Consider the following 26,033-nt stretch of genomic DNA (forward strand, 5'->3'; position numbering starts at 1 on the left):
GAAGATTTGCCTAAAACTCTGGAAGGGCAGCGCGATAGACTGTTTGGTGCTAGATTCCGAGCATTATTCTCCTGGGTGTCACCATATCGTCATGTCCACTCAAGCTGCCAGTTCCGTTACGGACCATCCCGCGCAACGCCGCGTGCGTGAACTGTTCGATCTGCTCGCGCCGAATGCCGGCATGACGCGCTCGAGCCTCGAAGGCGTCAACCTGTTGCGCGCGAATCGCCCGATGCCGCGCATGCCGGTGATGTACGAGCCGAGCATCGTGATCGTCTGCCAGGGACGCAAGCGCGGCTATCTCGGCGATCAGGTGTTCCAGTACGACGCGCAGCAGTACCTGGTATTGTCGGTGCCGTTGCCGTTCGAATGCGAGACCGAGGCAAGCGAGCAGGAGCCGTTTCTCGGCATCTCCGTGCGCGTCGATCTGACGATGGTCGCCGAGCTGCTGATGGCGCTCAACGAAACCCAGGGCATTGCGCATCACGAGCCGGCCGGCATCTACTCGACGCCGCTCGATCCCGCGCTGAGCAGCGCAGTGCAGCGGCTGATGGAAACGCTCGCGGTGCCGCTCGATGCGAGCATTCTTGCACCCGCAATCGTGCGGGAGATCTGCTATCGCGTGTTGACCGGCGAGCAGGGCGGCGCGATTCGCGCGGCGCTCACGCATCAGAATCACTTCGGCCGCATCGCGAAGGCGCTGCGGCGCATTCATGCGGACTATCACGCGTCGCTCGACGTCGATACGCTCGCGGCCGAAGCCGGCATGAGCCTCGCGGTGTTTCACGCGCAATTCAAGGCCGTCACCGCGACCTCGCCGATGCAGTACGTGAAGACCACGCGTCTGCATCACGCGCGTCTGTTGATGGTGCAGGACGGTTTGAACGCGGGCGCGGCCGCCGCGCGCGTCGGTTACGAAAGCGCGTCGCAGTTCAGCCGCGAGTTCAAGCGGCTGTTCGGCCTGAGTCCCGTCGATGAAGTCAAACGCATGCGTGTGGCTCACGATGCGCCGCCGCCACGCCTGCGGAAACCGGCGCCGCGATACGTCACCGCCGTCTAAGGCTGCAACGTCGCGCCGACGTCGTGCTGAGCGGCGGCGTCGAGCATTTCGGACGTATCGGGAAGCTCAGTGGCGAGCCCGGAGAACTTCGCCCGCGGCCCGCCACTTCACCCTACCCGCAGGCCCCCACTTCCCCACACGCGGTACAGAAATCGCACCCGTCCTTGCGAATCACCGCATTCGCGCCGCACGAAGCGCATTTGCGTCCGAGCATCGTGTGCAGGCCCCGCGTGCCGTTCGGCTGCAGCAACGTGTCCGTGCTGTCGGCAGGATCCGGACGAATGCCGAAATCGGCGGACAGCGCGGCGTCGGTTTTCATTTGCCCACGCGGCAGACGCGCCAGCATTCGTGACGGCACCTGATTGCCCTCGGCGTCGAGAAAGCCGCGTCGATACAGAATCTGCTGGATCGCGAACGCGAGCGCGGCCACTTCCGAATCGTGCCAGCGCGGCGCACGATGACCGTCGAGACGCTGCACGTCGCCAAGCCGCACCTGACCGCGATCCCACGACACCTTGCGCATATCCTGCAGATTGCGCGCGACAAACCCGCCGCGTGCGGCCAGCGATAGTGAACGCATCGTCGCGGTGATCCACTGCTGCGACTCGTCGCGCTGACCGGCCGGAATGAAGAATTCGATCGGCCGCTCGATCGTCACGTCCTCGCCGCCGATGCGGCCCGTCACCTCGATGAACGACACCGCGACATACAGCGATTTCTTGCCCGCCTGGGTCAGATACTCGACCTTCTCGATGATCGCCGGCAACTCGCCTTTGGGCCGATGGTCGATCGCGATGCGCAGCGGGTCCTGATCCATCTCGGCGAGCGCGTCCTCAGTCTGCGCGGGCGTCACGCTCAGCACCGCGCCGAGCGTGTCGTTCGGGCGATAGGTGGCAAGTCCCTTCAGGCCGCCTTTCCATGCATCGAAATAGAGGCTTTCGAACGCATCGAACGGATAGTCGGCGGGCACGTTGACGGTCTTCGAGATCGACGTGTCGACGTACGGCTGCACGGCCGCCATCATGTCGAGATGGTCGCGCGCCGACATCTCCAATGCGCTGACGAAATAGTCCGGCAGCCGGGTCACGTCGCCGCCGAGTTCGCGATAGAGCCGGTACGCGTAGTCCTCGACATCGAACGATTCGCGGCCGCCGTCGGCCATCACCTTCATGCGCGTGTAGGTCCACGAGAACGCCGGCTCGATGCCGTTCGACGCGTTGTCCGCGAACGCGAGGCTGACGGTGCCGGTCGGCGCGACCGACAGCAGATGGCTATTGCGGATGCCGTCGCGGCGGATCGCCTGCTGGATGTCGTCGGGCAGGCGCGACGCGAACGTGCCGGCTTCCAGATAGCGCGCGGCGTCGAAGAGCTCGAACGCGCCGCGCTCCTTCGCGAGCTCGACTGACGCGCGATACGCCTCGTCGCGCATCAGCCGCGCGATGCGCACTGCAAAGTCGCGGCCTGCCTGCGAGTCGTAGCGCAGACCCAGCATCACGAGCGTATCGCCGAGGCCGGTGAAGCCGACGCCGATGCGCCGCTTCGCGCGCGATTCGTCGTATTGCTGCGGCAGGGGCCACAGCGTGACATCGAGCACGTCGTCGAGAAAACGCACCTGCGTGCGGGTGCGCCACGCGAGGCCGTCCCAGTCGAACGACGGCTGGCGGCCTTGCAGTTGCGCGAACGGATCGACGACGAAGCGCGTCAGATTGAGCGGCCCGAGGTTGCAGCAGCCATAGGCGGGCAGTGGCTGCTCGCCGCACGGATTGGTCGCGCGGATCGTTTCGACGGCGCGCAGATTGTTGTCCTCGTTCATGCGCGAGATGAACACGATGCCGGGCTCGGCGACGTCGTACGTCGAGCGCATGATGCGCTCCCAGATCGCGCGGGCCGGGTGTTCGCTATAGACCCATAGGCCATCGTCGCGCTGCCGGACGTCGCCGGCCGCGCGCAGCGCCGGCGACGGCTCCGCGCGATGGACCAACTGCCACGGCTCGTCGTTTTCGACCGCGCGCATGAATTCGTCGGTGACGCCGACCGACACGTTGAAGTTGTTCCAGCGTCCCTTCGAATGCTTGGCCTCGATGAATTCGAGCAGGTCAGGGTGGTTGCAGTCGAGCACCGCCATCTGCGCGCCGCGTCGCGAGCCCGCGCTTTCGACGGTGCGGCACGACGCGTCGAACACGTCCATGTAGCTGCACGGACCGGAGGCGGCCGAGCTGGTGGTATGAACCCGCGCACCCTTGGGCCGGATCGCGGAGAAGTTGTAGCCGACGCCGCCGCCGCGGCGCATGGTTTCGGCCGCCTGCAGCAGGGCGACGTAGATGCCGGGCAACCCTTGATCGTCGACGCCCTGAATCGAATCGCCGACCGGCTGCACGAAGCAGTTGATCAGCGTCGCGGCGATACCGCTGCCCGCCGCGCTCATGATGCGGCCCGCGCCGAGCGCGCCATGCCGCAAGTTGTCGATGAACAGCGCTTCGACCGATGCGCGCAATTCGGGCGGCTCGGCCTCGGCGACACCTCGGGCGACGCGGCGGTATACGTCGTCGGCCGATTGCTCGTCGCCTTTTGCGTACTTTTCGAGCAGCACGTCGAGCGAGAATTGCTGCGGCGGAATCAGTGAAGCGGGCGGAGCGGAGGAAGCGGGAGGCGTGGAAGCGGCGGTGGCCGCGCGGGTTTGCGGCGTGTCTTCTGCCATGATCGGCCCTCAAACGGCGCCGCGGCGGGCGCGGCGCGGTGGTAGACGGCGCGCAGCCGAGGCCGGAGAGTGAGCCGGCGGTTCAGCGGGCGCAACGAGTCCACCTTAACGCACGAGGGGCGGGGGGGCAACCGGGAGCGGCGCCGACGGCGCGGCGCGTCGTGCGATGCCGCTCAGGCGGGGCACGCTGACGCTAAGGGTGCGCAGGCGGTAGGGGTATCAAGTGCGGCGGCGGGGCGAATCCCGCGCGGCGCGTGTGCGGGACGCGGCGGCGGTGCGCCCGTCAGGCCGCTTCCAGCAGCGGGTCGAGGACTTCCGCGCAGATCATCGCGGAGGCATTCGCCGGCGCCGGGCGCTCGGCCGGCTTGAACACCGGGTCGCCGCGACGGATCTTGCGGTGCGTCACGGCGCAGGTGCCGGACGAATGCGCCGAGCGGCGGCGCCAGCGCTGTTCACCATAGTGACAGCGCCCCGGTTCGACCCAGCGGATTACCACCGTCGTGTCGGAGCTCTCGAGTATTTCGATGCGTACGCCATTGGTACCGTCGAGGGTGATGGACTCCAGGGTCATCATCGACTCCATATTGTGGAGTGCCGAATTTAGTCCCGCGCGGGCCGGAGAGCCATTGTGCGACGGTTGAAACACTATTGCGAAATTGGCAATAATCAGACTTGACGGTCACGTTAGGTCGAGTTGGCAGGCGTTGCACGCATTTTTATGTGATTTTTTAACAATGCGGATTTTTGCAACGCTGTGTTGCTTGTGGCGCGAAGAGGCCAGCGTTCGGGAAAGCGCGCTGACGCTTCCTTTAAGATGTGGTGGTCAGGCGGCGAACCGAGCCGTCAGTGTAGCGGGTTTGAATTTTTCAGGTCGGCTCGCGCGCACACTGTTCAAAAACACCAGAAATCACATGATTCCGATCCCGCCCGCTGTGCCTCCCAATTCTTCCGAATCATCGTCCATCGCCGCCGAGCGCCTGAAAAAGCAGAGGACCGCATCGGTCGTCCTCTATGCCGGGCTCGTACTCCTCGCATTGTGGGTGGTGCGCGATTTCATCGTGGTGGCGGCGTGGGCGGCGGTCGTCGCGATCGCGCTGTGGCCGCTGCTGCACAAGATAGCGGGTTTCCGCTGGTTCAAGGGACGCACAACCTTGCTCGCGACGGTCTTCACGCTGGTCATCGCGGTGCTCGTCCTGGTGCCGGTCGGACTCGGCCTCGCCCAGGCGCTGCGCGAGGCGCATGAGCTGAGCGAGTGGTTGCGCGACGCGCAGGAAAACGGCATCCCGTTGCCGGACTTCGTCAACCGTCTGCCTTTCGGCGTGCCGCAGATCACCGCATGGTGGCAGGCCAATCTCGCGCAGCCTTTGCGCGGCTCCGCGGCGATGAAAGGCTTGCACAGCGAAACCGTGATGACGCTCGGCCGACACTTCGGCGCGCGCGCCGCGCACGCGGTGATGGTGTTTGCGTTCATGCTGGTCACGCTGTTCGTGACTTTTCAGGCCGGACCGCGTTTGTCCGGCTCGCTGTTGAAGGCCGCGCGACGCGTCTTCGGCGATAGCGGCACGGACCTCGTCGAGCATATGGCGACCGCGGTGCGCGGCACCGTGTCGGGCTTGATCGTGGTCGGCGCCGGCGAGGGCGCGCTGCTCGGCGTCGCCTATTTCGCGACTGGCGTGCCGCACGCGGCACTGCTCGGCCTGGTCACGGCGATCGCCGCGATGCTGCCGTTCCTGGCGCCGATCGTGTTCGGTCTCGCGGCGCTGTGGCTGCTCGTGCAGGGCTCCGTGGGCCCGGCAGTCGGGCTCGCGGTGTTCGGCGCGATCGTCGTGTTCGTCGCCGAGCACTTCGTGCGGCCGGTGCTGATCGGCAGCTCGACGCGTCTGCCGTTCCTGCTCGTGTTGTTCGGCATTCTCGGCGGCGCGGAAACCTTCGGGCTGCTGGGGATTTTCATCGGCCCCGCCTTGATGACGGTGCTGATGGTGCTGTGGACCTACCTCGTGGAGTAGCGCGTGTGTTGCTCGGCGCGTGGCTGGAGGCCTCGCCGGCTCAAGGCCGCTGATACGACGGATGCTCCTGCGCCGCCGGTTTCACGCAGCCAAACGTGTATTTGAGCGCGGCGGGCAGGAGTGCGCTCCACACGTCCCACGTGTGGCCCCCGTCGATGATCCGCAGCGCCGCCGGATTGCCCGCGAGCCGCAGACGCGTGTACAGCAGCGACGCGTCGGCCTGGATGTCGAGGTCGTCGTCGCCGGACGCGATGAACATCGGGATGCGATACGGCCGGCTCATGTAGCGGTCCCACTGCGCCGGATAGTTGAGTTCGTGCCACACGCGCGGGTCGAACTGGTGCTCGCCGAACACGCCGACCCGCCGTGCCGCCGACGCGCGTGGCGGCTCGTTCACATAGATCGCGGGACTCAGCAGCAGCGCGCCGCAAAACATGTCGGGCTGCGTGAGCGCATAGCGCAGCGCGCCGAAGCCGCCCATCGACACGCCGCCGATCATCCGCCCGCCGCGCTGGGTCGCAACCGCGTAGTGCGTTTCGATCTCGGGCAGCAGATCGTCGAAGAACGCCGTTTCCATCTTCTCCTTGCGATCGACGTACCAGTCCGTGCCGCCCTGCGGCATCACGATCACGGCGGGCGGGATCTCCTTGCGCTCGATCAGCGTGTCCGCGGCGCTTTGCAGATGGCCTTGCGTGAGCCAGTCGTTGGCGTCGCCGTTGTTGCCGTGCAATAGGTAGAGCACGGGCAGGCGCGGCCCGTCCGCACGATAGCCGCCCGGCAGATAAATCATGTAGTTCCAGTCGCGGCCGAGCGCATCGGAATGAAAGCTGCGGCTCGCGATCGTGCTCGCGAACGCGCTCACGCCGACGGCGGAAACGAGCAGGGCGAGGGCGAAGGAGAGGAATCGACGCATGTCAGTGTGAGAGGCCGGCGAGGGATTCGCGCGCGGCCGTCATGCTATCAGCATTGGCGCCAGATTTGAGACGGAACGGGGCGGGGGCGGGCGGACGCTTTATGCGCGCAAACTCCTTGGTCAACCGCGCGTGCGTCAAGCGTCGGGGACGATCCATGTTCCGCAGGCGCGCCGCCAAACGTTGCCGAAGCGTTCAGCTCGACGTCCCCAACCGCCCGGCGACGAATCGCCCGACGAACCGCTTCAGCGGCTCCACGCCCAGCGCGACCGCGAACAGCGCGCCGACCGCGGCCGCATCGGCGAGCAATCCAAGCGGATAGTTCAGGTAACCATCGGTCGCCTCGTAGAGCACCGAGTCGACCACCAGCGAGATCACCGCGCCGGCGATGAAGCACAACAAGCCCTGCCGGCCGATCACGCCGATCCACGGCAGCCGGCGCGCGACCTTCCTGGCCCAGCCGACCTCGATCAGATTCGCGGCGAGCCACGCAATCGCGAGGAAGTTGCCCGCACGCATGTACGACAGGTTCACCTTGAGGCTCGCGTCAAGCGGCGGGTGCAACAGAAAGAGCTTGTAATACGCGGCGCCCACGACCACCGCGAACGCCAGCACGCTGACGAGCCAGCCGCACCGATGCGCGCTGATCCGCTGATACACCGGCTGGCAGCGCGCGAGCACGCCGAGCACGAACATCAACTGCCACGCGAACGGGTTGAAGTCCCAATGCATGTCGGGCGCGGCGGGCAGGTATTGGCTGATCGCCGGCGCGCCGGCCCATAGCGCGACGCTGCCGGCGAGCAGCAGCCACGGCTTGCTGCGCGCGAGCGGCAGGATCGCCGGGACCAGCAGCGCGAAGAACGCGTACATCGGCAGCACCGACGCGAGATACGGCTGGCGGCGCAGCAGCAGGATGTCGCGCAGCGCGGCCAGCGGCGTGTCGATCAGGTCGTCGAGATCGGTCGTGGCGAGATTGGGCCCGTCGATGCTGAAGGCGGTGAGCACCGCGCTCACCAGCAGCATGAGCCCGGCAGTGACGAGAAACGCGCGATAGATCTCGAACGAGCGGCGCAGGAAGCGGCCGCGCGCAATCGTCTCGTTGCGCCGCTCGGCGAGCGCCGCATAGGCGGTGGCGGTCGCGAAGCCGCCGAGGAACACGAACACTTCGGCGGCATCGCAGAGCGCGTACGCATGCAGCGTCACGCGCGACAGAATGCTGCCGCCGATGTGATCGACGACGATGATCAGCAGAACCAGTCCGCGGAAAAAGTCGAGTTCGATCAGACGGGAGGATGGCTTGGACATTGTTTGCATCAACAGCAGCCCCGTGCGACGGCGCGCTGATCCAGCGCGGCGGGCGTCTCACAAGGCGTTTTAATATGGGATTGGATGGTGCGGCGGGAAGGCGATCCATGCTGGCCGCGCCTATGTCCCACGTCGCCGCATTCGGCCGCCTACGCAAGGCAGCTTGTCTGCGGGCGTACAGACGACCCCTCGCAGCGGCGCCGAGTTCCATCGCATGGCAGCAAAGGCCGCCGATTATATTTCTTTTCGTGCCAACGACGCAGTGAGCGCGGCAGCCACTGCCGCTTACCTGAACTGACGTTTCAAAAAAAGAGGCAGCAACGCCTAGTGGAGAATTAGCAACATTCTGGAAGATCGGCGCATCCTGTCATGGACGGTTAGCTGATGTCGTGTGACGATTTGCGGACAGAGCAGCACATGGAACAGTCTTTAGAACTGCTGGGAAGGTGACGAAAAAAGAAGATTGAGAACAAAGCCGCCGGATCGAGTTGTCCTGTGACTCGAGGTGCAGGGAGATCATCATGAACAAGCAAGTGTTCGCGCTGGCTGTCTCCATTACTGCGTCCGCTGTTTTTGTCGCGCCTGCCGCCGCGCAGACTAGCGTCACGCTGTATGGCGTGATCGACGAGGGCGTCAACTACACGAACAATGTCGGCCACGGCCATGTTTATGAACTCGCGAGCGGATTTGCCCAAGGCAGCCGCTGGGGACTCAAGGGCGCCGAGGATCTGGGCGGCGGTCTGAAGGCGATCTTCCAACTCGAGAACGGTTTCGATCTGAATTCCGGGCGGCTCGGGCAGGGCGGGCTGTTGTTCGGCCGGCAGGCTTTCGTCGGACTCAGCTCGGAACCCTACGGCACGCTCACCTTCGGGCGGCAATACGATTCGGTCGTCGACTATCTGGCGCAGACCACGGCCAACGGCAGTTGGGGCGGCGAGCTGTTCTCGCATCCCTACGACAACGACAACACCGACAACACGTTCCGCCTCAACAACACGGTCAAGTACACGACGCCGTCGATATCGGGCTTTCAGTTCGGCGGTACCTACAGCTTCAGCAACGACACGAACTTCGCCAACAATCGGGCGTACAGCTTCGGTGGCCAGTACACGTACGGCGGGCTGCTGGTCGCCGCGGCCTATCTGCAGGCCAATAATCCGGGCAGCAGCGCGAACGGCGCGGTCGCCACGAACGACGCCGGCTTCGTCGCGAAGCGCATGCGCGTGTTCGGCGGCGGCATCAACTATACGTTCGGACCGGCGACGGCGGGCTTCGTCTATAGCAACTCGAACTATCTGGAGCCCACCGCGAACGGCTTTCTCGGCATCGAGCCGCCGGTGCCGCTCGTGCCCGTCACGCCGCCGGGCGTGCTGCTGAACTCGCTGAAGTATCAGAACTTCGAGGTCAACGGCAGGTATCAGATTTCGCCGGTTCTGTTCGTCGGCGCACAGTACGTGTACACGATGCAAACCTACGACGCGTCGAACGGCGGCGTGAAGCCGCACATCCATACGTTCGGGCTGATGGCGGACTACAACCTGTCCAAGCGCACCGACGTCTATCTGCAGGGCGCATATCAGCAGGTCACCGGCGATTCCACGTTGTCGATCTTCGATTTCGCATTCATCCCCGGCACGCAGTCGCCGTCTTCAACGTCGAAGCAGGTCGTCGTGCGCGCAGCGATCCGGCATAAGTTTTAGAATACTTCGGAACTCCATTTTCCATTGATCATGGCCCTATGAAGCATTCCTAGGGTTAGCGGCTCTCTTTTTACAGAGTGTTCTTTTCTCATGACATGCTTGAGAATGACGTGGTACAAAAAGCCTTCGCCTTCCATCAAGAAATACCGGTGAAAATCATAATCGCCTCTGCCTATGTGGAATGCTTCAAAAAATCGCTCCATGAAAATGTCAGCATCTTCGCCTTGCTGACCTAGATCGTCTACGATGGTCGTTTCCGGCGTAATCGATTTTTTCGAAGATATGCAAGCCTCTTTTCTAACGAACGATTCCAGATTTGCCCACGAATGATTTTCCATCAGAACACCCTGCCTTGACGCTTCGATTGCATTTCGAAACGGTATGATACGCAGTTCATACCTCCTTCACCGTCGTCCATAGTGTTCCAACGTTTGGTGGCCTTTCAACCTGAAGCGCCGCCAGGATTTTCGTTGTCGTCACAGGCGTTTCGGCCACCTCATCATCTCGCCCCGCCGCGCGAGCCCGGAAAGTGCAGCAGCGCCCGACGACGAGCGTCCCGAACCGGACTGGTAAGTCCTTGATTCGTATGGCCGCAAAAAGCATCTGCCGGCCGGAGAATATCGGTCAGGAAACGAACGTATCTATATGCCCCTAAAGCGCAAAGCGTTTCATGCCGTTATATCTGTATCAGAGTGTGTGGGGCGGGGCGTTTTTATTAAATGTGACTCTACAATCCCGCCAGATCATTGATCGACAAGCAGTACACGGAATGAGCGCCAAACGAGGCGGTCTCGCCGTGTCACTGACAAGGCCGCGCGGCACAGACCGCGCGCATCGCGAGCGGCATCGCGGCAGCCGGCTCGCATCTCCACACAGCAGGAGTCGAACAGCATGAGAACACGTTTCGACAGAACGATATTGGCCGGTCTCGCCGGCGTATGGGTGGCGCTGGCAGTCAGTGGTTGTGCGAACGTCGCGCAACCGGCTCCGCAGGACGACATGGCAGCCGGCGCCGCCGCGGCGTCCGGCGTGCCGGCGGTGAACGCCGCGCCTCCGGTGGCTGGCGATCCATCAGCCGCCGCGCCGCAGTCGATCGACGCCAGCGACAACGCACCGCTGAAAAAATCGCCACCGCTCGTGTATCGCGTCAGGCGCGGCGACACGCTGGCGCGGGTGGCGCAGCATCATCACGTGAGCGTCAAGCAGTTGCAGGCATGGAACGGGTTGAAGGCGTCGGCGCGGTTGAAGCCGGGGCAGGTCCTGCACGTCGCTTCGCCGGAGACGGTGCGCGCAGTGAAACAGGCCAACGCGGCAGCGGCCGCGAAGGCCGCGGCACAATCCGCGGCGCAGGCGTCTTCACAAGCTTCGGCGCAGACGTCGCCGCAAGCTTCGGCTCAACCCGCCACACCGGCTCCCGATGCCACCGAAGTTCGCGAAGTCACGTCGGAAACCCGCCGGCATGCGAGCAGCGTGACGCTCGCGTGGCCTGCCGCGGGCAGCGTCGTCGAAGCGTTCCAGCCGGGCGAAACGCGCGGCATCGAGATCGGTGGCAAAGCGGGCGATCCGGTGCGAGCCGCCGCCGATGGCAAGGTGATGTACGCGGGCACCGGACTTAACGGCTATGGCAGCCTGATCATCGTGCAGCACAACAAGGATTTTCTGACCGCGTATTCGCATAACCGCAAGCTGCTGGTCAAGATGGGCGACATCGTCCGGAAGGGACAGCAGATCGCGGAGATGGGCGACGAGAGCAACTCGCGTGTCTCGGTCGGCTTCGAAGTACGGCGTGACGGCAAGCCAGTCGATCCGCTGCCTTATCTGCCACGGGAGCGCGGCTGAACTTCCGCGTTCCTGAAAAAGCTCACCTTGAAGTTACTCGGCAAAGCCAGGTGATCTGACCGGCCGCGCATTGCCGATTCGCGGCCATCCTGCAATGGTATTGAAATTGAGGAGCCGGCGCGGCAGCGCACGCCGCCGCCACGCTCCGAACGAATTGCCCTTTACGTCGATTGCACACTGCGCAGCAGGCGCGTTACCTCGCCGTGGTAGTGAAGGATTGCCGGGTCAGCCTGCAACAGCGGCAAATAATGCGGCAGAAAACCGTTGTTCGGCTGATCGGACGAGAACAGGCCGATCACGGCCTCGGCGGTCGCGAGACGGTCGCCGGCATCGGCTTCCGCGTCGTCGAGCGTTTCGTCGACGCTCGTGATCACCGTCGAGAGCGGCGTCAGCCAGCGAAACCCCGAGCCGTTGATCAGTACCTGCAGGAATGCCGCAGGCGTCACCGGGCCGAACTCCTTTTCGTACGCGGCGCGTTCGTGATCGAGAATCGCCTTGTGCAGCGCAAGCAACGGTCGGCGAATGTCCGAGAGGAATTGTGTGCATTGCGGGTCGTTCATCTGCGGCTCCTGCGGCTGAGGTGACTCGACAGTATCGCGCATCGCAACAGGACACAGTGCGGTGCAGCGCTCACGCGATCAAGCGAACGGGTTGATCCGCCGATGGTAACGCATCGGTCCTATCCAGACATGCGATGCAACGCGCATGACCCTCAACATGCCGCCGGCGTCTTCACAGCGAACTTCTTTTGTCCGGACTACAATCAGCCGGTTTTCTAGCGACGACCTCACCGCCGCAGTCGTTATTCATTGCGTATTAGCGCGACATGTCGAACAAAACCGGTAACCGTTCGCGGTCTGGTGCGGCGTCGCGATCTAAACCGGGTGACCACCAAACTCCACCGGAGCCGCTCATGACAACGTTCAATATCAACGGCGAAACCCATACCGTCGACGCCCCGCCCGACATGCCCCTGCTGTGGGTGCTGCGCGATCTCGTCGGGTTGACCGGCACCAAGTTCGGCTGTGGCATCGCGCAATGCGGCGCCTGCACCGTGCATCTCGATGGCGTTGCGGTGCGCTCGTGCGTGTTGCCGGCCGCGGCGGTCGGCGAGCGCAAGATCGTCACGATCGAGGCGGTCGGCGCCACGCCCGCGGGCCAGAAAGTGCAGCAGGCCTGGCGTGAGCTCGACGTCGTGCAGTGCGGTTACTGTCAGTCGGGGCAGGTGATGTCGGCAGCCTCGCTGCTCGCGGGCAATCCCAATCCGAGCGACGCGGACATCGATGCCGCGATGGCGGGCAACATCTGCCGCTGCGGGACCTACCACCGTGTGCGCGCGGCGATCAAGCAAGCCGCGAAGGGGGCCTGACATGTCCCAGGGATTGCTCGATGCGCGCAACGGCGCGCAACTGTCGGACACCCGCGGGCAGCATGCGCACGGCATTTCGCGGCGCAGCTTCCTCAAATTCGGCGTGACGGTCGGCGCCGCGGCCGGTGGTGGTCTGCTGCTCGGCTTCAGCATGCCGGCCGCGAGCCAGGATCGGAAAGCCGGCAGCAGCGTGATCGGCGGCGATGCCAACGAGTCGCCGCAAAGCGGCGTGTTCGCGCCGAACGCGTTCATCCAGATCGACACCGCCGGCAAGGTCACGCTGGTGATCCCGAAGGTCGAGATGGGCCAGGGGGTCTACACGTCGATTCCGATGCTGATCGCGGAGGAGCTCGAAGTGCCGCTCGACGCGGTCACGATCGATCATGCTCCACCGAACGAAAAACTTTTCATGGACCCGCTGCTCGGCGGGCAGTTGACGGGCGGCTCGACGTCGATCCGCTTTGCGTGGGAGCCGATGCGCCGTGCGGGCGCGACCGCGAGGGTGATGCTGATCAACGCGGCCGCGCAGCAGTGGCAGGTCGATCCGGCGAGTTGTCATGCGCAGGCCGGTCAGGTGCTTCACGCGGCCAGCCATCGCAGCGCCAGCTATGGTCAGCTCGCGCAGGCGGCGGCCGCGCTGCCCGCGCCGCAGAACGTGCCGCTGAAGGACCCGAAGGATTTCAAGCTGATCGGCACGCCGGCAAAGCGTCTGGATTCGCCCGAGAAAGTCGACGGTACCGCGAGGTTCGGGCTCGACGTGCGCGTGCCCGGCATGGTCTACGCGGCGATCGCGAATTGTCCGGTGTTCGGCGGCACGCTCGCGAGCGTCGACGACACGCATGCGAAGACGATCCCCGGCGTGCGCGAGATCATCAAGCTCGACAACGCGGTCGCGGTGATCGGCGACCACACGTGGGCCGCCAAGCGCGGCCTGCAGGCGCTCGACATCAAATGGAACGAAGGTGCGGGCGCGCAGGTGTCGATGAAGCGCATCGTCGATGATCTGGCGGCGGCCTCGCAACACGGCGGCGCGGTCGCGCGCAAGGAGGGCGACGTCGCTCGCGCGTTCGGCGCGGCGAAGTCACGCATCGACGCGGTCTATCAGCAGCCGTTCCTCGCGCACGCGACGATGGAGCCGGTCAACGCCACGGTCCACGTGCGCGCCGACGCGTGCGAAATCTGGCTCGGCTCGCAGGTGCCGACGCGCGTCGTCGATGCGGCGGTGGCGGTCACGGGCCTGCCGGCCGACAAGATCATCGTGCACAACCATCTGATCGGCGGCGGCTTCGGGCGGCGGCTCGAAACCGACATGGTCACGCAGGCCGTGAAGGTCGGCAAACAGGTGGCGAAGCCGGTCAAGGTGCTGTGGACGCGCGAGGAAGACATCCAGCACGACATGTACCGGCCGTACTACTACGACACGATCTCGGCCGGCCTCGACGCGAACGGCAAGCCGGTCGCGTGGCAGCATCGCATCGCCGGTTCGTCGATCCTGGCACGCTTCGCGCCGCCCGCGTTCAAAAACGGCATCGACCCGGACGCCGTCGAAGTCGCCGCCGATTTGCCGTATGACCTGCCGAACCAACTGGTCGACTACGTGCGCGTGGAGCCGCACGCGGTGCCCACCGCCTTCTGGCGCGGCGTCGGCGCGACGCGCGGTACGTTCGTGGTCGAGAGCTTCATCGACGAACTCGCCGCGCACGCGAAAGCCGATCCGGTGCAGTACCGGCGCGACCTGCTCGGCAAATCGCCGCGCGCGCTGAACGTGCTGAACGTGGCCGCGCAAGCCGGCAACTGGGGCAGCGCGCTACCCAAGGGACAGGGGCGCGGCGTCTCGGTGATGCATGCGTTCGGCAGCTTCTTCGCGATCGTCGTCGAAGTCGCGGTCGAAGAGGGCGAGGTGACGGTCAAGCGCGTCAACTGCGCGGTCGATTGCGGGATGTTCGTCAATCCGAACACGATCGAGGCGCAGGTGCAGGGCGGCATCATCTTTGGCATCACCGGGGCGCTCTATAGCGAGATCACGATCAAGGATGGCCGCGTCGAGCAGAACAACTTCACCGACTACCGGATGCTGCGTATCAACCAGACGCCGCCGATCGAGGTGCATCTCGTGAAGAGCGGCGAGGCGCCCGGCGGCATCGGCGAGCCGGGGACCGCGGCGCTCGCGCCCGCGCTGACCAACGCGATCTATGCGGCGACCGGCAAGCGGCTGCGGCAATTGCCGGTTGGCCGTCAACTGCGCAGCGCGTGACGCGAAAGGAGCCCGACATGAAAAAAATGCTGAAGGGTCTCGGCGCGGCGTTGTGCGTCGCATTGCCGTTTCTCGCGCAGGTGCCTGCCAGGGCGGCAAGCGCGGCGGCCAATCCTGCCGTCGATCAAACGCTCGTGCAACGCGGCGCCTATCTCGCTCAACTTGGCGATTGTGCTGCCTGCCACACAGCACCGAAAGGCAAACCATTCGCAGGCGGCTTGCCGATGAGCACGCCGATGGGCCGCATCTACGTGACCAACATCACGCCCGACGCGCAGACCGGCATCGGCGGCTACACGGAAGCGGACTTCGCACGAGCGTTGCGCGAGGGCGTTGCGAAAGACGGCCACAATCTTTATCCGGCAATGCCGTATCCGTCCTACGCGAAGGTCAACGACGACGACGTGAAGGCGCTGTACGCGTTCTTCATGCACGGCGTCGCACCGGTGCAGCAGGCCAATCGCGAGTCCGACATCAAATGGCCGTTGAACATGCGCTGGCCGCTGATGCTCTGGAACATGGCTTTTCTTGACAAAGGCGCGTATCGCGACAAGCCGGGCAAGGACGCAGCGTGGAATCGCGGCGCGTATCTGGTGCAAGGGCTCGGGCATTGCGGGTCGTGCCATACACCGCGCGGCGTCGCGTTCCAGGAAGTCGCGCTCGACGAAAGCGGCAGCGGATTCCTGAGCGGTGCGCTGCTCGACGACTGGTTCGCGTCGAATCTGACCGGCGAGCACAACGCCGGGCTCGGGCGCTGGAGTGACGAGGATGTGCGCACGTTCCTGAAGACTGGCGCAAATCGCCATGCGTCGGCATTCGGCGCGATGACGAGCGTGATCAACAACAGCACGCAAGCCATGAGCGATCAGGACGTTGCGGCGATTTCGGCGTATCTGAAGTCGCTGCCGCCGGCGGGCGGCAACGCAGCGCAGCCCTATACGTACGATCCGCAGGCCACCAAAGTGTCGCTCGATCGACCCGCGAACGATGCCGGCGCTCGCGTCTACACCGCGTATTGCATGCACTGTCACGGGGTCGACGGACGCGGTTTCGCGCCGATGCTCGCGCCGCTCGCGGGCAATCCGAACGTGCTCGCGAAGAACGCGTCGTCGCTAATCAACGTCACGCTGAACGGCACCGGTGACATCGTGATCAACGGCGTGCCGTCGCCGTTCCCGATGCCGGGCTTCGCGGCGGTGCTCGACGACCAGCAGATCGCCGACGTGCTGAGTTTCGTGCGCGCGGGCTGGAACAACGGCGCACCGGCGGTCGGTGTGGCGGAGGTGGCGAAGCTGCGTCAGTCGACGCAGGCGGGGCGTTGAGCGTCGGACAGGCGGTGTGAAATGCGGAAGCGGCAAGCGTGTGACTCGCGGTTGCGGTCTTTTTGGTTCTTCTTCTATCGGATCGGCGTTCGTGAGCGCGAACGAATGCTGCATTCGGACAGCGTTCAGCGCGCTCGCTTCGCGCCCGGTGTAGCGCGCAGTTCAGGCGCCTCGAGGAAGAATTCACTGTTGTCCGCGAGCCGCGCGATCATGAAGTCGATGAAGGTTCTCACGCGCAGAGGTTGCTCCGTTCGATGACGGTAGTAGATGTAAATCGACTCGCGCTCGGTCATGTGTTGCGTGAGTAGCGGTACGAGCCGCCCGGCGCGGATATGGGAAACCGCCGAAAAGCCGCCAAGCTGACCGATCGCGAGACCGGCCAGGACTGCTTCCGTTTCCGCGTCGGCATCGTTTGCGCACAGCGATGCCGCAATCTCGCGATATACGATTTCGCTGCCGATCAGAAACTCCCACGGTGCCTGCTTGCCCGTGTTCGCGCGCCGGTAACCGGTGCAACGATGAGCGTCGAGTTCGTCGATCGTCTTCGGCACGCCGCACCGCTCGATGTAGGCCGGCGACGCGCAAACGATCAGTTGGATGGGCAGCAGACGGCGGGCAATCGCGCCCTCGGAAGGGGGCGATCCTCCGCGGAAGCCGACATCCGCGCGATCGCTGATGAGGTCGGTGAAGTGATCGTCGAATCGCACATCCAACTGGACCTCGGGATAGAGCGTCGCGAATTCGAGGATGGGCGGCCAAAGCACCGCTCGCCCGAGCGCTGTCGGCGCGCTGACCCGCAGCGGGCCCGCGACTTCCTCTTTTGAGCGGCGAGCGTCGTCGATCGCCGCCGACAGCATGGTCAGCGCGGGCTCCACGCCTTGCAGCAGCCGTTGTCCTTCTTCCGTCAGGCTCAGCTTGCGGGTTGTCCGGTGAAACAGCCGCACGCCCAGTGACTTTTCCAATTGCATGACCGCATGACTGGCCGCCTGCGGCGAGATGCCCTGATCGACGGCCGCCTTGCGCAGATTGCCGAGCGTCGCGGCACGGGCAAAGATCGAAATCGCTCGAACCTCGTTCATCGGCAGCTCCCGATTCGCAAATAAAAGTTGATTATCAGTCTAGCAAACGACGGCTAGTGCGAGCGAATCTCCCGCCATATCCTTCGTTCACCTTCACCCCAAACGCAGGAGCGGATCATGAGCAACGTCACGGAACAGCAGTACAAGCGCGTCTGGTTCATTACGGGCGCATCGCGCGGACTCGGCGCGCTGATCGCGCAAGCCGCGCTGGCAGACGGCAATGCAGTCGTCGCCGCGGGACGCAACGTCGCCGCGATCGTGGAGCGTCTCGGCGTGTCGCCCGCGCTGCTGCCGGTCACGCTCGACGTAACCGACGAGGCGCAGGCGAGAGCGTCGGTCGCCGCGGCCATCGAAAAATTCGGCCGCATCGACGTGCTGGTCAACAACGCCGGGTTCGGCCTGCTTGCCGCAGTGGAGGAGTCGAGCGACGCGGACGTGCGCCGCATGTACGACACCAACGTCTTTGGTTTGCTGAACGTAACGCGGGCAGTGTTGCCGGTCATGCGCAAGCAGCGCTCAGGGCACGTGATGAACTTGTCGTCGCTTGGCGGTTATCGCGCGGCGGCGGGGTTCGGCGTGTACAGCTCGACGAAGTTCGCGGTCGAAGGCATCACGGAAGCACTCCACGCAGAGCTCAAGCCGCTTGGCATTCATGCGACCGTCATCGAACCGGGCTACTTCCGCACTGATTTTCTCGATGGGTCGTCGCTCGTGGTCGGCAAGGAGATCATCGACGACTATGACGAGACCTCGGGCAAGGTACGCCGCGTGGCCGTCGGGCTGAATCACAATCAGCCCGGAGATCCCGAAAAGCTCGCGACAGCGCTCGTCACCCTCGCTGACGCGCAAAAACCGCCGCTGCGTCTACCGCTCGGCAGCGACGCGCTGAAAGCGATCGCGGACAAGAATGCTTACGTGATGGCGGAGACGGAAACGTGGAAAGCATTGTCAGCGTCAACGGACTTTGCCGTCTGAGTCGCGAAGGTGCGATGGAAACGGGAACTTGGGGTGCCGCTGCAATCTCGCGCGTCGGCCCGACGTACCCAGGCACGATGCGCGCCCGTGGTGTAACGTCGAGGCGAATACCCGGGTACTGCCATGACTCCTGCCAGGGCGCCACTTTCAATCCTGTTCCCGCCTCCGGGCGTGGACCGGAGTGCGTGGCTGCTGCTTGCAGCCAGGAGCCTGCGCGGGATTTGCGATGGCTTCGTCGCCGTACTGCTGCCAGCCTATCTTCTCGCGCTCGGTTTCGGGAAACTCACGGTCGGCCTGATCGGCACCGCCACACTGCTCGGCTCGGCAGTTGCGACGATCGTTGTCGGCCTGTTGGGTAGCCGTTACCCGCAGCGTGCGCTGCTGCTCTTCGCTGCCGCCCTGATGGCAGCAACCGGTCTTGCGTTTGGATCGCTGTCGTCACTATGGCCATTGCTCCTGGTCGCGTTCGTCGGCACGCTCAATCCGAGCTCGGGTGACGTCAGCCTGTTTCTGCCGCTCGAGCACGCACGCCTCGCCGAATCTGCGAAGGGCGACGCCCGAACCGCACTGTTCGCCCGCTACAGCCTCGCGGGTGGGCTCTCGGCAGCACTGGGCGCTCTGCTAGCGGCGCTTCCGGACTGGATTGCGGCGCATGCCAAAGTCCCGGGGCTCCTCGCCATGCGCGGGATGTTCGTCGCATACGCGATAACGGGCTTCGCGGTATTCCTGCTCTACCTCCGCCTGCCGAAGCGTGAGCCGCACACTGCGGCGGCCAGAGCGCCGCTCGGACCGTCGCGCGGGATCGTCATACGCCTCGCGCTGCTGTTCAGCGTCGACGCGTTTGCAGGTGGCCTGCTCGTGAACTCGCTGCTGACGCTGTGGCTTATCCAGCGCTTTGGCTTTTCTCTCGCTACAGCAGGGCAGTTCTTTTTCTGGTCGGGGCTGCTCAGTGCCGGGTCGCAACTGGCCGCTGCACCGATTGCTCGCAGGATCGGCCTGCTCAACACGATGGTGTTCACCCATATTCCATCGAGCGTGTGCCTGATCGCTGCCGCCTTCACGTCCTCGCTGCCACTGACCCTGATGTTGTTGCTTTTTCGCAGTGCGTTGTCGCAGCTCGATGTGCCGACCCGTAGCGCTTACGTGATGGCCGTCGTGACACCGCCCGAACGACCGGCCGCCGCGAGCTTTACGGCGGTACCGCGTAGCCTTGCGGCGGCGATTGCGCCAACGATCGCCGGCGGGATGCTCGGAGCCGGATGGCTCGGCGCGCCACTGGTAGCGTGCGGCATGCTCAAGATTGCCTACGATCTCGCGGTGCTCGCGGCGTTCCGTCGTATCAGGCCGGACGGAGGATCATCGTGAAACGCGGACGCGCAGGCCATCGCTTCTTTGCGCCACTCATCGGCATGTTATTCGCGCTCGCGCTTGCAGCCGGGAGTGGTGCCGCCTCTATCGCGCAAGGATTGGATGAGGCAGCAACCGGCAATCTGCCACTGAAGCACGTTGAAGATGTGCCGCTGCCAGGTCGAGCGTCACGATTCGACTATGAAAGCTATGACCCTGGCAGGCATCTGCTGTTCATCGCGCATCTGGGAGACAGCGAAGTCATCGTATTTGACACACTCGCATCGCGCGTCGTCGCGAGCATACCTGGCATCTCCGCCGTGCATGGCGTGTTGGCGGTCCCCGAACTGTCCCGCGTGTTTGCGTCGGCAACTGGTACAAACGAGGTTGTGGCGATCGACGAGCACACCCTGAGAATCACTGCCCGGACGCCTGGCGGCATCTATCCGGACGGCATGGCATATGCGCCCGATGCGCGCAGACTCTTCGTATCGGACGAGACCGGAAAGACGGAGACAGTGATCGATGTTCCGGGCAACCGCCGCATTGCGACGATTCCGCTCGACGGTGAAGTTGGCAATTCGCAATATGACCCGGTTACTCGACACATCTTCGTCAACGTGCAGACCCGGCGGCAACTGGCGGAGATAGACCCGGCCACCAACACTGTCGTATCCCGCACGGATCTGCCGGGCGCGAAGGGCAATCACGGACTGCTGATCGTCCCGGAATCACGCATCGCGTTGATTGCCTGCGAGGACAACGATCGCCTGCTGGTACTCGACATGCGCGCGATGAAGATCGTCGGAGCGTTCGACGTCGGGGGCGCTCCTGACGTGCTCGCGTTCGATCCCGCCTTACGCATGGCATACGTGGCCGGCGAGGCGGGCGTCGTGTCGATGTTCAGCGTGGGGGCGCCCGGCGTGAGGAAGATCGGCGACGGCCGGGTCGGGCCGAACGCGCACGTTGTGACTGTCGATGCGCAGACGCATCGGTCGTGGTTCCCGCTGAAGGACGTCGACGGGCGTCCTGTGCTGCGCATCATGGCGCCCCGATGAGTTCTGGCGCCTGGCGGTGCGCGCATTGGGGTCTCGTTGGCGCCTCACCGATGCTGTCCCACCTTGTGCCGCTTTTCGAGCACGCGCGCATACCAGGTGAGCGGAAAACACATCGCGAAGTAGATCATCGCGACCATGCCGTAGATCGGAAACGGCCTGAACGCGGCATTCGTGATCATCGTGCCGGTCTTCGTCAGTTCGGTGAAGCCGATGATCGACGCGAGCGCGGTGCTCTTGACCACCTGCACGAGGAAACCGACGGTCGGCGCGACCGCGATCTTGAGCGCCTGCGGCCAGACGATATACCGCAACTGCTGGCCGAACGTCATGCCGAGGCTCGCGCCCGCCGCCCACTGGCCGCGCGGCACCGCTTCGACGCAGCCGCGCCAGATGTCCACCAGATACGCGCTCGTGTAGAGCGTCAGCGTGACGGTCGCGGCCGCCCACGGCGACACGTCGATACCAAGCAGCGGCAAGCCGAAGAACGCAAGAAAAAGCTGCATCAGGAGCGGCGTGCCCTGAAACACCTCGACGTACAGCACGACGATGCGCCGCAACCACGCGATCGGCGACACCCGCATCGCGAGCAGCACGAGCCCAACCACCCCGCCCCCGCCGAACGCGATCGCCGACAGCAACACCGTCCAGCGCGCGGCGAGCAGCAGATTGCGGGCGATGTCCCACAGCGTGAATTCGACCATGATCAGCGCTCCGTCGGCAGGGTACGTGCGCCGCGCCACATCAGGCGAGCGCGCCAGTTGCGCGGCAAGCCGTCGTTGCCGCTACTGCTGCTGTTACCGCGCGCGGCGCGGCCCGCGAACAGGCCGCGGCCGAAACGGTTCAGCAATTGCCGCAACACGATCGACATCAGCAGATAGGTCGCCGTGATGATCACGTAGCTCTCGAACGAGCGGAAGTTGCGCGACTGGATGAAGTTCGCCGCATAGGTCAGGTCGGGCACCGAGATCTGCGACACGACGGCCGAGCCGAGCATCACGATCAGCACCTGGCCGAGCAGCGCGGGAAACACGTTGGCGAGCGCCTGCGGCAGCACGACGTAGCGGAACACCTGGCGGCCATGCAAGCCGAGCGCCTGGGCGGCCTGCACCTGGCCGCGCGAAATCGAATCGATGCCGGCGCGCACGATCTCGGTCGCGTACGCGCCGAGATTGACGGTCATCGCGAGAATCGCGGCCTGGATCTCATCGATATGAATGCCGAGGCTCGGCAGGCCGAAGAACACGAAGAACAGCTGCACGAGAAACGGCGTGTTGCGGATCAGCTCGACGTAGCTCGCCACCAGCCAGCGCGCCCACTTCGGCCCGGCCGCCGCGATGCTCGCGCCGGCGATACCGACAAGCCCGCCCGCCAGCGTCGAGACGGCAGTGAGCCCAAGTGTCACGGCGGCGCCGCGCGCGAGCATCCCCGCATAAAGGCCGAAGCCGCTGAAATCGAACGCGTAGGTCATGGCCTCGTGCCCATCGCAGGATCAGGTTGCGGCGCGGTCTTCGAGGGACCACGCGACAGGGGTTAAAGATCGGCCGGCAACGGCGCGCGCAGCCACTTCTGCGAAATCGCGTTCATCGTGCCGTCCTTGCGGGCCCTGGCAATCGTTTCGTCGACCTTCGCCTTCAGGCGCGGCTCGTTCTTGTTCAGACCGACGTGATCGGGCGAGCTGAACAGCGCGAATTTCTGCTCCGGATCGTTCGCCGGATGCCGCGCGAGAATCGTCGCGCCGACGTCGTTGCCGACCACCATCAACTGTACCTGACCAGAAAGAAACGCCGAAATTGCGCCGTTCGGATCGTCGAAGCGCTTGATGTTCGCGGAGGGCGGCGCGATTTTCGTCACGCTCAGGTCTTCGAGCGTGCCACGCGCGACCGAGATCGACTTTCCGGCGAGGTCGGCGGCGCTTTTCACCTGCAGCGACTTCGGGCCGAACACCGCGAGGTAGTACGGCGCGTACGGTTGCGAGAAGTCGATGACTTTTTCGCGCTCCGGGGTCTGCCCGACCGACAGCAGCATGTCGGCCTTGTGGTCGGCGAGGAAGGCCATCCGGTTGTCGCCCGTGACCGGCACCAGCTCGACCTTCGCGTTCAGCGCCTTGCCGATCAGATTGGCGACGTCGATGTCGTAGCCGACCGGCTTCATGTCCGGGCCGATCGAGCCGAACGGCGGATAGTCCTCGAACACGCCGATGCGCACGGTGCCGGACTTCGCGATGTCGTCGAGCGCGTCGGCATGGGCGGCCGACGGCAGCGCGGCGAGCGCGCCGAGCGCGGTCATCGCGAGCGTCGCGGTGAGCGTCGCGAAGACCCGGCGGGTCGATTGGAGAGCGGAACGCTGGTTCATCATGTTTTCCTTTGTCGAAAAGCGGTCGTAATCGAAGCGAAGCCTGAACGCCGGTCGCACAAGGTTCCCCCTGGCCGCAGCCGGAGATACCGCGCGTGGATGCACTGTAGGTTTGCCAAAAACACGCAACAATGGAAATATGCGCATGGATGGCATGAGGTGCGCTCATGGCGGGCAGCCTGTGGTCAGGGCCGCGAAGGGCGCCGCCACCGCCCTGCAATGATTTTTTCTGATCGTGGACATCCAATGCGACGCCTACCGCCGCTCAACGCGCTGCAGATTTTTGAAACCGTCGCGCGCCATCGCAGCTTCACGCGTGCCGCCGACCACTTATGCCTGACGCAAGGGGCGGTCAGCCGGCAGATCATCGCGCTCGAGGCGTACTACAAGTTCCCGCTGTTCAAGCGCCACGCGAAAGGACTGACGCTGACCGCCGAGGGCGAAATGCTGTTGCCCGCCGTCAAGGAGAGCTTCGCGCGCATCGAGGAAATGTCGCTGCGCCTCACGCGCCAGCGCACCGATCTCGCGCTGAAGGTGCCGACCTGCGTGATGCGCTGGATGTTGCCGAAGATCATGCGCTTCCAGTCCGAATATCCCGATCTCCATGTGCAGATCACGACCACCTGGCAGCACGACGTCGATTTCCAGAGCGAGCCGTTCGACGCGGCGATCATCTATGGGTCGTCGCCGGGTGCGGATGTACAGGCGGTGTCACTGTTCGAGGAGCGTCTGACGCCGGTCTGCACGCCCGAACTGCTGAAGGACAAGCCGCTCGCGCAAGTGGCCGACCTCGCGCGCCACACGCTGCTGCATCCGACGCGCGATCATCGCGACTGGAAGATGTGGCTCGCGAAAGTGGCGGAAGCCGACGCAGCCGGCGCCGCCACGATCGACGCCGAACTCGGCCCGAGCTTCGATACGCTCGACATGGCGACCAACGCCGCCGCACAGGGCTTCGGCGTCGCGATCAGCGACCTCGCGCTGATCGACGAGGACGTCGCGGCCCGGCGCCTCGTGCGTCCGTTCGATACGGTGCTGAAGACCGGCTGGCGCTATTACTTCGTGTATCCGGACTCAGTCTCGCAACAGCAGAAGCTGAATCTGTTTCGCGACTGGATGATCGAGCATTGGGAAGAGTGAGGCAGCGCGCAGGCGGCACCGGGCACCGCTCAGGCGACGAACGGCACGACGAGGGTCTAGCGGGGCAAGACGGTGGGGGGAAACCTGGGGGTTGCGGTCCAGTGGGCACTGGGGGACCGCCGGTTGGCGCGACTCGAATGCCGCGCTGCGAGGCAAGGGTATCGAGTGCCGGATCGGATCGTGTGCTGGCGTCGCGGTGCGGTATGCGCCGCCGACGCCAGCTTGCTGCTTTTACCGCAACTTCTTCGGCAGGTTGGCCGGCTTACTGGCCGCCGATCGCGCGGATCGTCAGCGCGCTTTTCACCGAGGTCACGCCTGCCACGGCTTGTGCGGCGTTCGTTGCCAGTTCGATCTGAGCCTGTTCCGGCACCGAGCCTTCCAGCGTGACCACGCCCTCGCGTGCGCGAACGATGATGTTGCCGACCGTCAGGCCTTTCGTGCGCGCGAGCGTGGCGCGGACCTTCTTCTGCAGCGCGCGGTTGGCCGCACGAGTCTGCTTGGCGCTCGTCGTTGCAGCCGGCGCGGCGGTCGCGGCCGCATCGCTGCTTTGCGCGTACGCGTTGAGCGAAGCGAGAACGATCAACGCACCACCGATCATCTTGATTGTGGGGAATGCTTTCATTCAACCATCTCCTGTTGTCGTAGAAACGTGGCCCCCGGGATGGGGGCGATATTTTCACCAGCGGGTACAGCGGGATTCAATGCGAATGGACCATGCAACCGGCCGTGAGACCAGCCGGTTGCAACGATACAACAATTAGTGCCATGTCGCCCTGAATGGCAATAAAAGTGAGGCTTTGGTACAACGGACAGGCTGAACGCAACCCGGCGAGGGCGTGCGTGCAGGGTGGCCGCGCCATCGCGGCGGCCGTCGATTCCAGGACAGGTTGCAAGACAGGATTCAGGACATCCCACGCATGCCAAGCGCGCCTCTTCCCATCCGCCCGTTACGCCGCAACGATCTGCCGGTCGACACTGTCGAGCTCGCGCGCTTCATGGTCGGCAAATACCTCGTGCACGATCTGCCCGAAGGGCGTCTGAGCGGACGCATCGTCGAGACCGAGGCGTATCCGCTCGGAGACTCGACGAGCCATGCGTTCGTCGGGCGCCGTGCGCACAATGGGTCGATGTTCCTCGCGCGCGGTCACGCCTACGTGCGACTGACGTACGGCGTCTCGTACATGCTGAACATCTCGGCGGAAGCGGAGGAGGTCGGCGCCGGCATTCTGCTGCGCGCGATCGAACCGCTCGAAGGACTCCCGCAGATGGAAGCGCGCCGCCCCGGCGTGCCGTTGCGCGATCTCGCGCGCGGACCCGGCCGGCTGACCGTGGCGTTCGGTATCGGCCAGGCCTTCGACGGCCACGATCTGTGCACGGGACGGGGGTTGTGGATCGGCGTGATCGAGACCGGCGAGGCGCCGATCGGCGTGACGACGCGCATCGGTCTGTCGCGGGAAATGCATCGGCCGTTGCGATTTTTCGAGCCGGGCAGCGCGTTCGTCAGCGGGCCGCGCAAGCTTTTGACGATTCCGCATTGAGGCGCATGACCTCGCCGCGGGGCGGGCACATCACTTCAGGCGGTTCGGCCAGCTGGCGGGACGGATTCTTCTCACATCAG

At 64.6% G+C, this 26,033-nt stretch carries 23 protein-coding genes; 12 read left to right on the forward strand and 11 right to left on the reverse strand.

Features of this window, described 5'->3' with window-relative positions; genetic code table 11:
• The first annotated feature begins 91 nt into the window (after positions 1–91).
• Positions 92–1,060 carry an AraC family transcriptional regulator gene (locus LJ655_RS21540; RefSeq protein WP_230563242.1) on the forward strand — a complete coding sequence of 323 codons (969 nt, stop codon included), beginning with the start codon at positions 92–94 and terminating at the stop codon, positions 1,058–1,060.
• 112 nt (positions 1,061–1,172) lie between these two features.
• Here LJ655_RS21540 and LJ655_RS21545 read toward each other — a convergent pair whose 3' ends face one another.
• Both LJ655_RS21545 and LJ655_RS21550 read right to left on the reverse strand, forming a co-directional pair.
• Complete coding sequence (locus tag LJ655_RS21545; RefSeq protein WP_230563243.1) at positions 1,173–3,758, reverse strand: adenosylcobalamin-dependent ribonucleoside-diphosphate reductase; 2,586 nt, start codon at positions 3,756–3,758, stop codon at positions 1,173–1,175.
• A 283-nt stretch (positions 3,759–4,041) separates the two neighbouring features.
• Positions 4,042–4,329 (reverse strand): DUF3331 domain-containing protein, encoded by a 288-nt coding sequence (locus LJ655_RS21550; RefSeq protein WP_230563325.1) that lies wholly within the window; start codon positions 4,327–4,329, stop codon positions 4,042–4,044.
• A 340-nt stretch (positions 4,330–4,669) separates the two neighbouring features.
• On the opposite strand from LJ655_RS21550, the gene LJ655_RS21555 reads away from it, so the two are divergent.
• Positions 4,670–5,764 (forward strand): AI-2E family transporter, encoded by a 1,095-nt coding sequence (locus tag LJ655_RS21555; RefSeq protein ID WP_230563244.1) that lies wholly within the window; start codon positions 4,670–4,672, stop codon positions 5,762–5,764.
• 40 nt (positions 5,765–5,804) lie between these two features.
• Here LJ655_RS21555 and LJ655_RS21560 read toward each other — a convergent pair whose 3' ends face one another.
• Together LJ655_RS21560 and LJ655_RS21565 are read right to left on the reverse strand one after the other, a co-directional pair.
• Positions 5,805–6,677 (reverse strand): alpha/beta hydrolase, encoded by an 873-nt coding sequence (locus LJ655_RS21560; protein WP_230563245.1) that lies wholly within the window; start codon positions 6,675–6,677, stop codon positions 5,805–5,807.
• Positions 6,678–6,870: 193 nt separating this feature from the next.
• Entirely contained in the window at positions 6,871–7,980 is a 1,110-nt protein-coding gene (locus LJ655_RS21565) for an OpgC domain-containing protein (RefSeq protein ID WP_230563246.1), read from the reverse strand.
• A 521-nt stretch (positions 7,981–8,501) separates the two neighbouring features.
• Between LJ655_RS21565 and LJ655_RS21570 the strand changes: the two genes are divergently transcribed.
• Entirely contained in the window at positions 8,502–9,680 is a 1,179-nt protein-coding gene (locus LJ655_RS21570; protein WP_230563247.1) for a porin, read from the forward strand.
• Here the strand turns inward: LJ655_RS21570 and LJ655_RS21575 are convergent.
• Positions 9,677–10,018, reverse strand: coding sequence for a DUF1493 family protein (locus tag LJ655_RS21575; protein ID WP_230563248.1), 342 nt, complete (start codon positions 10,016–10,018; stop codon positions 9,677–9,679). The genes LJ655_RS21570 and LJ655_RS21575 overlap by 4 nt on opposite strands.
• A 553-nt stretch (positions 10,019–10,571) precedes the next feature.
• On the opposite strand from LJ655_RS21575, the gene LJ655_RS21580 reads away from it, so the two are divergent.
• Positions 10,572–11,519 carry a peptidoglycan DD-metalloendopeptidase family protein gene (locus LJ655_RS21580; protein WP_230563249.1) on the forward strand — a complete coding sequence of 316 codons (948 nt, stop codon included), beginning with the start codon at positions 10,572–10,574 and terminating at the stop codon, positions 11,517–11,519.
• Between the two features lie 161 nt (positions 11,520–11,680).
• Here LJ655_RS21580 and LJ655_RS21585 read toward each other — a convergent pair whose 3' ends face one another.
• Positions 11,681–12,079, reverse strand: coding sequence for a hypothetical protein (locus LJ655_RS21585; RefSeq protein WP_230563250.1), 399 nt, complete (start codon positions 12,077–12,079; stop codon positions 11,681–11,683).
• 353 nt (positions 12,080–12,432) lie between these two features.
• Here LJ655_RS21585 and LJ655_RS21590 point away from each other — a divergent pair, with 353 nt between their 5' ends.
• Genes LJ655_RS21590 through LJ655_RS21600 form a run of 3 tightly spaced genes read left to right on the forward strand, consistent with a single transcriptional unit; the run spans position 12,433 to position 16,464 of the window.
• The gene (locus LJ655_RS21590) at positions 12,433–12,888 is read left to right on the forward strand and encodes a (2Fe-2S)-binding protein (RefSeq protein ID WP_230563251.1); all 456 of its coding nucleotides are present in this window, start codon (positions 12,433–12,435) and stop codon (positions 12,886–12,888) included.
• A 1-nt stretch (position 12,889) separates the two neighbouring features.
• Entirely contained in the window at positions 12,890–15,142 is a 2,253-nt protein-coding gene (locus tag LJ655_RS21595; protein ID WP_230563252.1) for a xanthine dehydrogenase family protein molybdopterin-binding subunit, read from the forward strand.
• 17 nt (positions 15,143–15,159) lie between these two features.
• Positions 15,160–16,464, forward strand: a complete 1,305-nt coding sequence (locus tag LJ655_RS21600; protein ID WP_230563253.1) for a c-type cytochrome — start codon at positions 15,160–15,162, stop codon at positions 16,462–16,464.
• A gap of 125 nt (positions 16,465–16,589) precedes the next feature.
• Here the strand turns inward: LJ655_RS21600 and LJ655_RS21605 are convergent, their stop codons facing one another.
• Positions 16,590–17,543, reverse strand: a complete 954-nt coding sequence (locus LJ655_RS21605) for a LysR family transcriptional regulator (RefSeq protein WP_230563254.1) — start codon at positions 17,541–17,543, stop codon at positions 16,590–16,592.
• Between the two features lie 117 nt (positions 17,544–17,660).
• Here LJ655_RS21605 and LJ655_RS21610 point away from each other — a divergent pair, with 117 nt between their 5' ends.
• From LJ655_RS21610 to LJ655_RS21620, 3 genes are all read left to right on the forward strand, one after another.
• Complete coding sequence (locus LJ655_RS21610; RefSeq protein WP_230563255.1) at positions 17,661–18,518, forward strand: oxidoreductase; 858 nt, start codon at positions 17,661–17,663, stop codon at positions 18,516–18,518.
• A 123-nt stretch (positions 18,519–18,641) separates the two neighbouring features.
• Positions 18,642–19,883, forward strand: coding sequence for an MFS transporter (locus LJ655_RS21615; RefSeq protein WP_230563256.1), 1,242 nt, complete (start codon positions 18,642–18,644; stop codon positions 19,881–19,883).
• The gene (locus tag LJ655_RS21620; RefSeq protein WP_425605827.1) at positions 19,880–20,923 is read left to right on the forward strand and encodes a YncE family protein; all 1,044 of its coding nucleotides are present in this window, start codon (positions 19,880–19,882) and stop codon (positions 20,921–20,923) included. Before LJ655_RS21615 ends, LJ655_RS21620 begins: the two co-directional genes overlap by 4 nt.
• Before the next feature lie 44 nt (positions 20,924–20,967).
• On the opposite strand, the gene LJ655_RS21625 is transcribed toward LJ655_RS21620, so the two are convergent.
• The 3 genes from LJ655_RS21625 to LJ655_RS21635 form a co-directional block, all read right to left on the reverse strand.
• Positions 20,968–21,624, reverse strand: a complete 657-nt coding sequence (locus LJ655_RS21625; RefSeq protein ID WP_230563257.1) for an amino acid ABC transporter permease — start codon at positions 21,622–21,624, stop codon at positions 20,968–20,970.
• A gap of 2 nt (positions 21,625–21,626) precedes the next feature.
• Positions 21,627–22,391 (reverse strand): amino acid ABC transporter permease, encoded by a 765-nt coding sequence (locus tag LJ655_RS21630; RefSeq protein ID WP_230563258.1) that lies wholly within the window; start codon positions 22,389–22,391, stop codon positions 21,627–21,629.
• 62 nt (positions 22,392–22,453) lie between these two features.
• The gene (locus LJ655_RS21635; protein ID WP_230563259.1) at positions 22,454–23,275 is read right to left on the reverse strand and encodes a transporter substrate-binding domain-containing protein; all 822 of its coding nucleotides are present in this window, start codon (positions 23,273–23,275) and stop codon (positions 22,454–22,456) included.
• Positions 23,276–23,521: 246 nt separating this feature from the next.
• Here LJ655_RS21635 and LJ655_RS21640 point away from each other — a divergent pair, with 246 nt between their 5' ends.
• Positions 23,522–24,415, forward strand: coding sequence for a LysR substrate-binding domain-containing protein (locus LJ655_RS21640; protein WP_230563260.1), 894 nt, complete (start codon positions 23,522–23,524; stop codon positions 24,413–24,415).
• 262 nt (positions 24,416–24,677) lie between these two features.
• Here the strand turns inward: LJ655_RS21640 and LJ655_RS21645 are convergent, their stop codons facing one another.
• Positions 24,678–25,037 carry a BON domain-containing protein gene (locus LJ655_RS21645; protein WP_230563261.1) on the reverse strand — a complete coding sequence of 120 codons (360 nt, stop codon included), beginning with the start codon at positions 25,035–25,037 and terminating at the stop codon, positions 24,678–24,680.
• A gap of 295 nt (positions 25,038–25,332) precedes the next feature.
• On the opposite strand from LJ655_RS21645, the gene LJ655_RS21650 reads away from it, so the two are divergent.
• Positions 25,333–25,953, forward strand: a complete 621-nt coding sequence (locus LJ655_RS21650) for a DNA-3-methyladenine glycosylase (protein ID WP_230563262.1) — start codon at positions 25,333–25,335, stop codon at positions 25,951–25,953.
• Positions 25,954–26,033: the final 80 nt, after the last annotated feature.

Source organism: Paraburkholderia translucens, from assembly GCF_020881035.1.
Lineage (GTDB): Bacteria > Pseudomonadota > Gammaproteobacteria > Burkholderiales > Burkholderiaceae > Paraburkholderia > Paraburkholderia translucens.